At 68.3% G+C, this 12106-nt stretch carries 13 protein-coding genes and 2 tRNA genes; 3 read left to right on the top strand and 12 right to left on the bottom strand.

From position 1 onward, the window contains the following. Positions 1-535: 535 nt before the first annotated feature. From clpX to ABD287_RS16430, 5 genes are all read right to left on the bottom strand, one after another. Positions 536-1825, bottom strand: a complete 1290-nt coding sequence (gene clpX / locus ABD287_RS16450) for an ATP-dependent Clp protease ATP-binding subunit ClpX (protein ID WP_344174052.1) — start codon at positions 1823-1825, stop codon at positions 536-538. 209 nt (positions 1826-2034) lie between these two features. Next, entirely contained in the window at positions 2035-2694 is a 660-nt protein-coding gene (locus ABD287_RS16445) for an ATP-dependent Clp protease proteolytic subunit (protein WP_344174050.1), read from the bottom strand. Between the two features lie 11 nt (positions 2695-2705). Next, the gene (locus ABD287_RS16440; protein ID WP_344174048.1) at positions 2706-3338 is read right to left on the bottom strand and encodes an ATP-dependent Clp protease proteolytic subunit; all 633 of its coding nucleotides are present in this window, start codon (positions 3336-3338) and stop codon (positions 2706-2708) included. A 227-nt stretch (positions 3339-3565) separates the two neighbouring features. Continuing rightward, a complete protein-coding gene (gene tig / locus ABD287_RS16435) occupies positions 3566-4906 on the bottom strand; it encodes a trigger factor (RefSeq protein WP_344174047.1) in 1341 nt (446 codons plus the stop codon). Positions 4907-5023: 117 nt separating this feature from the next. Beyond that, positions 5024-5097, bottom strand: a tRNA-Pro gene (locus tag ABD287_RS16430). 162 nt (positions 5098-5259) lie between these two features. On the opposite strand from ABD287_RS16430, the gene ABD287_RS16425 reads away from it, so the two are divergent. Continuing rightward, a tRNA-Gly gene (locus ABD287_RS16425) sits at positions 5260-5333 on the top strand. A 486-nt stretch (positions 5334-5819) separates the two neighbouring features. Here the strand turns inward: ABD287_RS16425 and ABD287_RS16420 are convergent. The 5 genes from ABD287_RS16420 to ABD287_RS16400 form a co-directional block, all read right to left on the bottom strand. Further along, positions 5820-6008 (bottom strand): hypothetical protein, encoded by a 189-nt coding sequence (locus ABD287_RS16420; RefSeq protein WP_344174045.1) that lies wholly within the window; start codon positions 6006-6008, stop codon positions 5820-5822. A gap of 69 nt (positions 6009-6077) precedes the next feature. Next, positions 6078-6305, bottom strand: a complete 228-nt coding sequence (locus ABD287_RS16415) for a hypothetical protein (protein WP_344174043.1) — start codon at positions 6303-6305, stop codon at positions 6078-6080. 64 nt (positions 6306-6369) lie between these two features. Next, positions 6370-6720 carry a hypothetical protein gene (locus ABD287_RS16410; protein ID WP_344174041.1) on the bottom strand — a complete coding sequence of 117 codons (351 nt, stop codon included), beginning with the start codon at positions 6718-6720 and terminating at the stop codon, positions 6370-6372. Between the two features lie 372 nt (positions 6721-7092). Next, positions 7093-7404 carry a hypothetical protein gene (locus ABD287_RS16405; RefSeq protein ID WP_344174039.1) on the bottom strand — a complete coding sequence of 104 codons (312 nt, stop codon included), beginning with the start codon at positions 7402-7404 and terminating at the stop codon, positions 7093-7095. Between the two features lie 517 nt (positions 7405-7921). After that, positions 7922-8599, bottom strand: a complete 678-nt coding sequence (locus ABD287_RS16400; protein WP_344174037.1) for a hypothetical protein — start codon at positions 8597-8599, stop codon at positions 7922-7924. Between the two features lie 65 nt (positions 8600-8664). Between ABD287_RS16400 and ABD287_RS16395 the strand changes: the two genes are divergently transcribed. Further along, positions 8665-9909: a GNAT family N-acetyltransferase gene (locus tag ABD287_RS16395; protein WP_344174035.1), complete on the top strand. Its 1245-nt coding sequence runs from the start codon at positions 8665-8667 to the stop codon at positions 9907-9909. Positions 9910-9971: 62 nt separating this feature from the next. Continuing rightward, the gene (locus ABD287_RS16390; protein WP_344174033.1) at positions 9972-10238 is read left to right on the top strand and encodes a hypothetical protein; all 267 of its coding nucleotides are present in this window, start codon (positions 9972-9974) and stop codon (positions 10236-10238) included. Between the two features lie 7 nt (positions 10239-10245). Here ABD287_RS16390 and ABD287_RS16385 read toward each other — a convergent pair whose 3' ends face one another. Together ABD287_RS16385 and ABD287_RS16380 are read right to left on the bottom strand one after the other, a co-directional pair. Next, complete coding sequence (locus ABD287_RS16385) at positions 10246-10713, bottom strand: ribose-5-phosphate isomerase (RefSeq protein WP_344174031.1); 468 nt, start codon at positions 10711-10713, stop codon at positions 10246-10248. Positions 10714-10781: 68 nt separating this feature from the next. Next, entirely contained in the window at positions 10782-12017 is a 1236-nt protein-coding gene (locus tag ABD287_RS16380; protein ID WP_344174065.1) for a DUF1015 family protein, read from the bottom strand. Positions 12018-12106: the final 89 nt, after the last annotated feature.

Genomic DNA, 12106 nt, shown 5'->3' with positions numbered 1-12106 from the left:
CGAACAATCTCCCGAACCTTAGCACCACCAGAACACAGCGCCAAAACCCGGGAAACCCCACCAACAAACCCGACCAGACACAAACCAACCCCGAAACAAAAACCACGGAAAGGAATGCAAACCCGACCACCAACAACAGCAGCCGAGCACCTGGCCGACCCCTGCCGGCTGTAAGACCTTACGTGCCCGAGTGACTGCGAGCAACTCAGCGGACTGTGTCGTCGGTTACATCACTCGTTCGTGTCGAGTGGAGAACACGTCCCCACCTACCCGTTCCGGTTTCAGGCTTTGCCCTGTTCCGGCCCGGGCAGCGAGAAAGTTACGCCGCCGCTGTCCCGGACGTCAAATCAGGCCGCGACGGCCGGCCGCATGCCCTCGACCTGTCGGCATCGGACTACCCAAGGGAGCAGAAGCCGGGAACGCTACGAGGCTGCGGGCGCTAGCTGCCAAAGTGGTCGCGGTTGCCGCGATCGCGGTGATCCGGCCAGGTGAGTGCCTGACGAGGCTCCGCCGGGATCGGAGAGGTTGCCAAACCTCAGGCGGACTTCTCTTCGCGGTCACGCCGTGCCCGCCGACCAACGAAGTCCCGCGGCACGATCGTCGGATAGACGTGTTCGAGAACGACCTCACGAGTGATCAGGACCCGCGCGGCGTCCGGATTGCTCGGTACCTCGTACATGACGCTGAGCAGGACTTCCTCCATGATCGCGCGAAGTCCGCGGGCACCGGTCCCCCGCAACAATGCCTGATCTGCGATGGCGTCCAACGCATCCGCGTCGAACTCCAACTCGACGCCATCCAGCTCGAAGAGACGCTCGTACTGACGCACCAGCGCGTTCCGGGGGGTGGTGAGGATATTGACCAACGCGGCCTGGTCAAGACTCCTAACGCTCGTGAGGACCGGCAACCGTCCGATGAACTCGGGGATCATGCCGAACTTCAGCAGATCCTCCGGCATCACCTGCCCGAAGATGTCATCAGCTGAACGATCCGAGACCGCCCGTAGGTGCGCGCCGAACCCAACCCCGCCCTTGCCGACCCGCGACTCGATGATCTGTTCCAGACCGGCGAACGCGCCACCACAGATAAACAGGACGTTTGTGGTGTCGATCTGGATGAACTCCTGGTGGGGATGCTTACGTCCGCCCTGCGGCGGCACATTCGCGACAGTCCCCTCCAGGATCTTCAGAAGCGCCTGCTGGACGCCTTCGCCGGAGACGTCCCGCGTGATTGACGGGTTCTCGGACTTTCGCGCGATCTTGTCGACTTCATCGATGTAGACGATGCCCGTTTCGGCCCTTTTAACATCATAATCAGCAGCTTGGATGAGCTTGAGTAGGATGTTCTCGACATCCTCGCCTACGTAACCGGCCTCCGTCAGCGCGGTGGCGTCGGCGATGGCGAAGGGCACGTTGAGCATGCGCGCCAAGGTTTGCGCCAAGTGGGTTTTTCCACAGCCCGTGGGGCCGATGAGCAGAATGTTCGACTTCGCGAGCTCGACCGCGTCACCGCTCGCCGCCGCCGCGGCGTCCGCCTGGACCCGCTTGTAGTGGTTGTAAACAGCGACTGCGAGTGCCTTCTTAGCGCCGTCCTGACCCACGACGTAGGAGTCGAGAAACTGACAGATCTCCATCGGCTTGGGCAGTTCGTCCCACTTGACCTCACCAGACTCGGCGAGCTCTTCCTCGATGATCTCATTACACAGATCGATGCACTCGTCGCAGATATAGACCCCAGGGCCTGCGATCAGCTTCTTGACCTGCTTCTGCGACTTCCCACAGAAGGAGCACTTCAGTAGGTCGCCGCCGTCTCCGATCCGTGCCACCTACGACTCTCCCCTGCTCTCGACCGCCGCGCGGAAGCGCTGACGGGAAGACAACCCGCGTCGTTCCTATCGTCCACCCGACCGGGGGATCCGAGAACGACGCTGTTAACGACGGTACCCCGCCCAACCGGTTTCTCCGACCCCTGGCCCGGTGTGTCCGGGGCCAGCGAGCCGTCCTGCGACTACCCGACTGGCCCCTGAAACCACGTTCAGTTGCTGCCCGCGGACACAAGACCCTTCTTGCGGCTGGCCAAGACGGTGTCGACCAGACCATAGTCCTTGGCCTCACCGGCAGTCATGATCTTGTCCCGATCGATGTCCTTGCGGACCTTCTCGATCGTCTGACTGGAATGTTCCGACAACAGGGTCTCCAGCAACGACCGCATCCGGAGAATCTCGCGCGCCTGAATCTCGATGTCAGAACCCTGACCGTAGCCGCCCTCGGTCGCCGGCTGGTGAATGATGATCCGTGAATGCGGCAGCGCCATCCGCTTACCCGGGGTGCCGGCAGCCAACAGGACCGCCGCGGCTGACGCGGCCTGGCCCAGGCACACGGTCTGGATGTCCGGCCGGACGTACTGCATCGTGTCGTAGATGGCCGTCATCGCCGTGAACGAGCCGCCCGGCGAGTTGATGTACATGATGATGTCGCGATCCGGGTCGGTGCCCTCGAGCGTCAACAGCTGGGCCATCACGTCGTTGGCAGACGCGTCATCGACCTGGACGCCGAGGAAGATGATCCGGTCCTCGAACATCTTGTTGTACGGGTTCGACTCCTTGACGCCGTACGACGTCCGCTCGACGAACGAGGGAAGGATGTAGCGGTTGTGCACCGGCGCGAAACGCGCGGGCAGACTGAGATCCGTCATGGTCGCCTTCCTCAGCTCAGCGTGCCAGCGCCCTGGGGGACCTGCTGGGCCCCGGTGATCAGTTTGTCGATGAAGCCGTAGTCCAACGCCTCCTGGGCGGTGAACCAACGGTCCCGGTCCGAGTCGGCCTCGATCTGCTCCGGCGCCTGACCGGTGTGATGGGCCACCCGCTCCTGGAACATCTTCTTCGTGTAAAGCATCTGCTCCGCCTGGATGGCGATGTCGGCGGCGGTGCCGCCTACCCCACCGCTGGGCTGGTGCATCATGATCCGCGCGTGCGGCAGGGCGTACCGCTTGCCCTTGGCGCCGGCGCACAGGAGCAGCTGACCCATCGACGCGGCCATGCCCATCGCACAGGTGGCGACATCGTTCTGGATGTACTGCATGGTGTCGTAGATCGCCATGCCTGAGTAGACCGAGCCACCCGGCGAGTTGATGTAGAGGAAAATGTCCCGGTCCGGGTCCTCCGCGGCGAGCAGGAGCAGCTGGGCGCAGATCCGGTTGGCCACCTGATCGGTCACCTCGCTGCCGAGGAGGATGATCCGCTCCTTGAGCAGCCGGTTGAAGACTGAGTCGTCCAGGCTCGCGAGTTGGTCACCCCCACCCCGAAGCTGCGGGGTGGCGGGAATGTGCAGATCGGTCATGGCAGCCCTTCGCAAACTGGCTGCCGACCCGGGGAAACCACGACGCTCCTCGACGGAGATAAAGCGATCGTGCGGGTCCTGGGCCGGCGGAACGTCCGTCGTAGGACGACCCTAACCGGTCCGAGTGGCCAGGGGCGCCTGGTGCGGGCGCTGTTCGCTCAAAGCGCACCGCCCGCCACACGAAGATGCGGCCCCACAGCGAGTGTGCGGCCGCATCTCGACGCGTATCAGTGCTGGTGCTCGTCGTCGGCGTCGCTCCGAAGCTCCGACAGGTCCAGCGTCTGACCGGCGGAGTCGGTGATAGTGACCCGCTCCATCACCTGGGACAGCGCCTTGCCGCGACGTACATCGCCGTAGACCGCGGCCGCCGCGCCAGAACGGGCGAGCTGGTCGTAGTACTGCTGCGGCGCCATACCCGCACGCTGGGCCCGGTGCACGATCTCGTGCCCGAACTCGTCGTCGGAGACCTCGACCTTCTCCGTCTCGGCCAGGGCGTCCAGCACGAGCTGGATCTTCACACCTTCGGCGGCCGCCTCGTTGAGCTCGGCCTCCATCTGGTCCTCGGTCTTGCCCTCCGACGCCAGGTACTGCTCCAGCGAGGCGCCCATTCGCTCGATCTGGTCGACCATCGCCTGCTTGCGGTGCTCGACCTCCTCACGGACCACGCCCTCGGGAGCGGGGACGTTGGTGGCCTCGACGAGCTGCTCCAGCAGCTTGTCGCGAGCGGCGTAGACCTGCTCGACCCGCTTGACCTTCGTCAGACGCGCCCGGACATCGTCACGAAGCTCTGCGAGCGTGTCGAACTCGCTGGCCAGCTGGGCGAACGCGTCGTCCAGCTCGGGCAGCTCCTTCTCCTTGACCGTGCGGACAGTGACCGCGACGTCCGCGTCCTTGCCGGCGAAATCGCCACCCACCAGCTTTGTCGTGAAGGTGGCATCGGCGCCGGCGGTCATGCCGACCAGCACGTCATCCAAGCCGTCGAGCAGCTGCTTGCTGCCGACCTCATGGGAGATGTTAGTGGCACTACCGCCGGGGACCTCGGCACCATCCACCGTGGCGATCAGGTCGATCTGGACGTAGTCGCCTTCGGTTGCCGGACGCTCGACGCTCCTGAGCGTGGCGAAGCGCTGACGCAGACCGTCGACCTGCTCGTCCAGGTCCTCGTCAGCGATCTTCAGCTCATCGACCGTCACCGACAGGTCGGACAGGTCCGGCAGAGTCAGCTCGGGGCGGATGTCCACCTCAGCGGTGAACTTCAGCGGAGCGCCGTCGGCGAACTCCTTGACCTCGACGTCCGGGCGACCAAGCGTCTTCAGCTCATGCTCCTGGAACGCGGCGACGAGCTGCTGTGGAATCGCCTCCTGCACCGCCTCGTTGAGCACCGACTCACGCCCCACCCGCTGGTCGATGACCGCGGCGGGAACCTTTCCGCGCCGGAAACCCGGCACGTTGACCTGCTGCGCGATCGCGACGTACGCCTTCTTGAGGCTCGGCTCGAGGTCTGCCCAGGGCACCTCGACCGCGAGCCGCACGCGGGTCGCGCTCAGAGTCTCGACGGTGCTTGTCACAGGCGCACTCCTTGCTGATCGGGGTCGGCTGCCCGCGAGCGCGGCGCGGCGTCGACTGAGTCTATGGGGACCCACCCGCACGCCGGCACGCGACCTGTCGCGGACGCGAAGAAACAGTCGGGGTGGCGGGATTTGAACCCACGGCCCCTCGCTCCCAAAGCGAGTGCGCTACCAAACTGCGCCACACCCCGTGGCACGGAGCAGTCTATGTCCTGTGGCGCCCAGCCCGAGGGCCGGGTTGCGGCCTCGCGGCGGGTCGGCCAAGCCCGGCGCGCGTTCCCGGACAGCGTTCAGTAGGGTAGTGACGGCGGAGCGATCCGTCGCTCGTGGCAACGGGGTTCCTGTTGTCATGCGCGGGCGTAGCTCAATGGCAGAGCTTCAGTCTTCCAAACTGACGGTGCGGGTTCGATTCCCGTCGCCCGCTCCACACCGTGCAGGCCCAGGTCAGGGACATGATCCCCGAACCTGGGCCTGAGTCGTTCACCGACTTCTTTGATCTTGCGTGCCATTAGCGTGCCATTAGGCACCGCTGGGAGCCTCGTCGGACGGCTCTGGACGCCCAACCGTTGGCGCGGTCGCCATGGCGATGCGGCGATCCATCTCCCGGGCGATCTCCTTGTCGCGCTCTCGCGTGGCGTGCTGGTAGATCAGCGCGGCTCGCATGCTGGCGTGCCCCATGCGGTGCATCAGCTCCCGCGTGCTCGCTCCGGTCGTCGACGCCAAGGGTTGCCACACCCCGCAGATCGTGGCGGTGAGCCAGCCCGCAGCGATTCGCCTTTTCCACTCGACCGTCCTGGGCTGCTGGCTAGCCGCTGCCGGCCTCGGCCGCCACTGGCACGATCACGTCACCGCCCCATCCTGTGCGTGCGTTGGCCACTCGAAGCGACACCGTTGTTCCGTAGTGCTCGGTGGCCTAGGCGAGGCAGCCGAGGCGGGAGAGCGCCGTGTCGAGGTCGGCGGTTCGCAGCCGCCAGATCCTGGTACGGGTGTCGTAGCTTGCGCCGGAGGCGCGCACGAGCTTCAGCTGCTGGTCCCAGGCCTCGCCCTCGGCGGGGCGGAGGCCGATTGTCGCCTCGATGATCAAACCGCGGTCCGTCGACATGAGACCGAACCTAGTTGTGGGTTGGGGCGGGCGGCAACCGTTCATCCGCCCGCTCCCACACCCAGCGGGTTAGCACCGGATCTCCATCGCGCCGTAGGTGCAGCAGTCGACCGGGCTGCCTTCGAGGCTGCCGCCGTTGCAGATGGGGCAGACGATCCAGCGCAGTCTGGACCAGAAGGCCAAACACGCTGACTTTTCGCAGTCGCGCTCGGTGCAGGCCATGCACACGCCGGCGAAGTTGAGCCGCGGGACTGTGACAGACCGCTCCTGCATGATGGTGGAGGACGGATTCGACATGGCTTGTCTCCTTCGAATCGGTCGGGCCACACCTCGTTGCCGCGAGGCTGTGGCCCTCTGCTTTTTAGATGTCGGTGCTGTCGCCGCCCTGAGCCCAGCGACTGAGCGTGGATCTGGAGTAACCGGTCAGCTCGGTGATCCGGCGGTAAGGAACTCCCGCCTCGATGGCTGCGTGAACACGCGGCCTCAGGATCTGGTCGAGTCCGTCTAGCTCCCCGAGAAGCCGCAGCCGTTGCATGCCGACGGCTCCGATCCCAGCAACAGCCGCAGCGCGCCCTTGCTCAGGCGACAGGTCCGGGGTCGGGAGCACTTCGTAGATGTACTCCTCGGTCTCCAACTGTCCAGGGGTTAGCGAGCCCTGTGCGACCTGCTCAGGCTGGCTATTGCGCTCGAACTTACGTTGCCTCTTGCCCATGTCCCAACGCTAACAGTTTGTCTCACTAGGGACAGCATGTGCGCACTACATCTTCTGTGGCATCTCTGGGAAGGACCACTGCCGAGAGTTTCGGCGACAGCTTCGTACCAGCGTCTCAGTCCCAGCCGTCGGGTACTGCGAGCCCGTTGCCGAGAGTTCGCGCAGCCGAGGTGCCCGTGCCGGAAATGACCACTACGCGGCCCTGCCTCAACGGGTTGCCGAATTGTTCTCTTAGGTATCAAGGCCGCGCTCCGCGCGGCACCGGCACGGCAAGCCGGCCGGCGGCAAGCCGCCCGCCCCGCGAGACGGGGCGGGCGGGCGGCCCGCCGAAACCCGCCGGAACCCGCGCCGGCCCGTGTGCCGCGCGGATCGTCAATCAACGATCACTGGCACGAGGTCTATCCGACGCAAGAGCGCTCCAACTGTCGCCGCCGCCCATCTAGGCATCGACGCGTAGACGACGGTCGCAGCGTCCGCGTATGCCGGCTCGGCCAGCTCGTCCAGGTCCACGTTGTGCTGCACCCTCAACGCCGTTCCATCGGGCAGCTCGGCGTAGAAGTACTCACCACCGCGATAGAGGCTCTCCCGGAGCGACAACGTGACGCCCAGCGCGGCGCTCATTGCCTGCGCCACCATCGTCGGCGGGTCCGCATGCACGTAAGCCAGCTCCACCACATCGGCCATGGCGGGAAGCGTAGCCGGGCCGCTGCCGGGAGATCCGAGCGTCCAGCTAACGGTCCGGAGTGCGGTCGGTCTTCTGTGCCTCCGGCGGGGGCCTCCGACTCCGGGATGATCGTCTTTGCCTCACGCTGAGCGGGTGGGTCGGGGGTGCTGTCATCCCGTCTGCCGACGCCCCAGGCAAGCCGAGCAGATCTGCCCCAGGGCGGCAAGGTCGTACGTCCGGTAGGGCGCTCCACCTTGCCGCCCTGGGGCAGACCCGCGCCCCTGACGGGTGGGACGACGGCAGACGGGATGACAGCGGGCAGCGGCATGGCTGCGGCCAGCGTCGTGCCATTAGCGTGCCATTAACCGGTTCCCCGGGCGGTCACGAACGGCCCGAGACGGGCACGGTGACCAGGGCCTTGACCAGGCGATCCGGGCAAGATGACCCATCGAAGGCGCTCTTCCAAACTGACGGTGCGGGTTCGATTCCCGTCGCCCGCTCCACACCACCAACCGAGACCGCTGCCGGGATCGCCGCTCACACGCCGCGGACGAAGTTCCAGGCCGAGACGATCCACGGCGTCTGCGCCAGGTAGGCGAAACCAGCGAGCGCGCAGAAGACCCCGGCGGTCAGGTGGGCGCCCCACGCGCTACGTCGCGCCCTCCCCATCGTCCGTTCCAGGACGACCCGGCCGACGAGACGGGCCAACGCGAAGACCCCGGCCGCGATCGCGATGACCAGAACCAACGCCAGCACCGGAACGCCGAGGTCGGCGGTGCTGTCGATCGACGATACGGCCCACAGGCCCCAGCCCACGAGACCGATGAGGCCGCCGATCCAGCTCCACTCGCGGCCCCGGCGCAGCTGGCGCTTCCGCTCCTCCCAGCTGACGCCCGAGCTGCCGCCGAGCACCGCTTCGGCGTGGCCACGAAGCTCGGCGGGGTACTCCTGGGTGACTGTCAAGGGCGCCGGCCTGCGGGCGCCGACCTGCGCCCGTCCCTGGTTGTAGGCGGGCGTCGCCGCCACCGGCGGCGTCCATGACCCGGCCACCGGGCGGAGCGGGCCCTTGGCTGGCGAGTTGGGCGTCGGCGGGGTCGCCGGAACACCCCACGGGTCGGACGGCGGGGGCAGCTCGCTGTCGGACGTGGACCCGTCGCCGTGTGCCATGGAGCCACCTTCCCCGTCGCTGTCGCCGCGGCCGTCGCCTCGGGTCACAGAATGAGGGTAGCCGCAGCGACAAATCGCTCGCAGCAGCCGCGATGATGGGTTAGAGATTTCGCATGACGACTGACCAGCCGAACATCCGCGCAGCGGCCACCGGCGACTGGGACGCGATCGCCGACCTGCTCTGGCTGCTCTTTCACGGCGGCCCTGACCAGGAGCAGCGGGCGGCGGCGGGCGAGCTGTGGGAGGCCGGGCGGGCGCTGGTCGCCGTCGACGGGGTGGACATCGTCGGGCACGCCTCGGCGTTCACCCGGGCGATGGCGGTCCCGGGCGGGGTCGTCCCGGCGGCGCACGTCACCCAGGTGGGGGTGGCCCCGACGCACCGGCGGCGCGGAATTCTGCGGGCCCTGATGCAACGCCAGCTCGGCGCCGTCCAGGCCGTTGGCGTCGAGCCGTTCGCGGTGCTGTGGGCCAGCGAGGGGCGGATCTACCCGAGGTTCGGGTACGGGCCAGCCGCCAGTCGGCTCAACCTGCGGATCGACACCCGCGAGACGGACCTGCAAACATCCTGGCGCCGTCCGGGTGAGCGCCATGGTCGGTTACGCATGGTCACGCCACCGGATGCGCTGGCCGAACTCCGACGGGTCTTCGATGTCGTGCAGCCGACGCGCCCAGGCTGGTCGACAAGATCGCCGCAGATGTGGAACTACCTCCTGACGGACTCCGAGTCATCCCGTGACGGGGCCACCGAGCGCCGCGCGGCGCTGGTCGAGGGGCCCGGCGGCCCGACCGGCTTCGCCCTCTGGCGGACCAAGGAGGGATGGGACGATGACAGCCCGGCGGCGGAGGTTCGCATCGACTCGGTGATCGCGGTCGACCCGGCCAGCTACGCCGAGCTGTGGCGGTTCCTGCTCGGCATCGACCTGGCCCGTGTCGCGAGCTTCGCGATGGCGGCCGAGGACGAGCCGTTGCGGCTCATGGTCGCTGAGCCGGCACGGCTGCGAGCCCGGGTCGGCGAGGCGTTGTGGGTGCGCCTGGTGGACGTCGGCGCGGCGTTGGCGGCGCGGCGGTACGCCGTTGACGTCGACGTGGTGATCGAGGTGGAGGACGAGTTGCTGCCGGCGAACGCTGGGCGGTGGCGGCTGCGTGGCGGTCCGGACGGGGCCGGGTGCGACCGGACCGGGGCGCCGGCCGACGTGGTCTGCGACATTCGGACGCTCGGCGCGGCGTTCCTGGGAGGCCCGACGTTGGCAAGGTTGGCCGACGCTGGGCAGGGCGGCTCATCCGACGCCGGGGCGCTGACGCGGGCGAGTCTGGCCTTCGCCGGCACAAGGGCGCCGTCGGCCTGCGAGATCTTCTGACCGACTGCCGCTGACGGTGTACCGGGTCGGCGCGGCCCAGCCAGCGCGCTACCGTCTGGGCCATGGAGCCGACCGACAAGCCGGAATTTCGCCGCCAGAGCACGCCGCGCCCGACGGCGGGCCGCCGTCGGGCGACCGACGTCGACAGCGAACGTGGACTGCGATCGCTGGTCGGGGCCGGGGCCACGCAGGTGTCGGCCGCGGCGGCGATGCGGGCCCGGGACGCCGCCCGGCCGACGGCGGAGGATCTCGCAGCGGCCGAACGATCGGTCACCGTGACGCACCGGGGTTGGACGCCGAGCGAGGAGTTGCCTGGCTACCGGTCCTGACGGCTGGTCAGGGCAGCTCGGGGAGCTGCCCGCTGGCCTCGTAGGCCGCGATCTGGCCGATGCGGCGGCTGTGCCTCTCCCCGCCGCTGAACGGGGTGGCCAGGAACGCCTCGACGATCGCGGTGGCGTCGTCGAGGGTGTGCTGACGGGCGCCGACGCCCACCACGTTCGCGTCGTTGTGCTCACGGGCCAACGACGCGATCTCGGTGTTCCAGGCCAGGGCTGCCCGCACCCCGTCGATCTTGTTGGCGGCGATCTGCTCGCCGTTGCCCGAGCCGCCGATGACGACTCCCAGACTGCCCGGGTCGGCGACCACGCGAGCGCCGGCGTGCAGGCAGAACGCCGGGTAGTCGTCCTCGGCGTCGTAGCTGGCGGGCCCGACATCGATCGCCTCGTGACCCTGCTCGACGAGGTGCTTGACAAGGTGGTTCTTCAGCTCATAGCCGGCATGGTCGGCAGCCAGATAGACGCGCATAGGCGCAGTGTCTCAGGTCACCGGGCGGCCGTGTCCGCCGGCGCCGCTGTGGTCCCCGGCACGCCAGGTCAGGCGGTGTGTCCGGTCAGCTCGGCCAGGACCAGTCCGGCGCGGGCCTTCGGGGTGAACCAGGTGCTCTTGCGCGGCAGCTTGCGGCGGGCGAGGTTGACGGCCAGGAAGTCATCGACGGTGACCGGGGCGATGAGAACGGCCAGGTCGGCGCGGCCGGCGTCGACCTCGTCGCAGAGCCACTGCGCCGGGTAGTCGCCGCCGACGTAGGTGACGCGCTTGTCGCCCGCGTCGAGGCCGAGCGGTCCGGCGAGGATCTGCGACTCCACCAGGGCGTGGTCGAGGCGCTCGAGGGCGTCGGCGCCGCGTGGGGCGGCCAGCCGCACCGCCCAGCCACGACCGGCGGCGTAGAGGTGGACGGCGCCGCCGTGGGGTGGGGTCTGCGGGCGTCCGGGCAGGTCGGTCACCTCGGCGCCGGCGGCGGCGAGGCGGTTGACCAGTTCGGTCGGCGAGATCGGCAGCGGCCCTACCAACCGGTGGTACGGCTGGATGGTGACCGAGTCGGGGGTGGTGATGACCGCCAGGAAGCGCGGCTGACCGCCGACCTGGGCGGCGAGGCTGCGGTGGTTGCCGTCGGCGACGACGAGGTCGCCGGCGCTGGCCAGCTCGCGGAGCCGGTCGGCGTCCCGGCCCGGTGGCAGTGGCCAGATGGCGTGGGTGCGGCCAGCCTGGTCGACGTCGACGGCGGCGGGCGCGCCGGCGCCGTCGCACGCGGCGGCGAGCGCCTCGTGCAGCCGTGCGCCGGGCGTCCCGGCTGCCAGCAGCAGCACCGGCGACAGCAGGTGATTGGTGGCGTCGGCGAGGGCGACGCGCTCGCGGACCTTCTCGACGAAGACATCCTCGTTGCGGATTACCCGGCCGGGCTCCTCGGCGCTGGTGGAGATCTGGTCGGTGTCGACCATGCAGTACAACCCGTAGGCGGCGGCCATGTCGGCGCCGGCGTTGCGGGAGACCGGCCAGCTGATCCGGTACAGGACGATCGTCTCCGCCTGCGGTCGGTATCCGCCAGCCTTCTTGGTCTGCTCCAGCCGGGCGACGGCGTCGTCGAGGCAGGCGGCGTAGGGCCGTCCGGCGGCGGCCGGGGACCGGTGCGGCATCTCGACAGCCAACGCGCTGTGCGGGTTGTCGGCGATGATCGCCGTGATCTCGGCTTCGTCGGCGAACTCGTCGTAGTTCTGCGCGCCGGTGCCGCCGGTGGTGATCCAGGCGCGCCCGATCGGGTGGACGATCGTCATGGGTGGTGACGCTACCGGGACGGGCGCCCGGTGCCGCGAGGCGGCCGGGGCCGACGTCCGGTGGCTGGCGGTTTCGGCCGTTCCGGGGT

It is taken from the genome of Pilimelia columellifera subsp. columellifera (assembly GCF_039532605.1).
GTDB classification, from domain to species: Bacteria; Actinomycetota; Actinomycetes; order Mycobacteriales; family Micromonosporaceae; genus Pilimelia; species Pilimelia columellifera.
The sequence above is the reverse complement of the archived record's forward strand: the minus strand, read 5'-3'. Positions and strand labels throughout refer to the sequence as shown.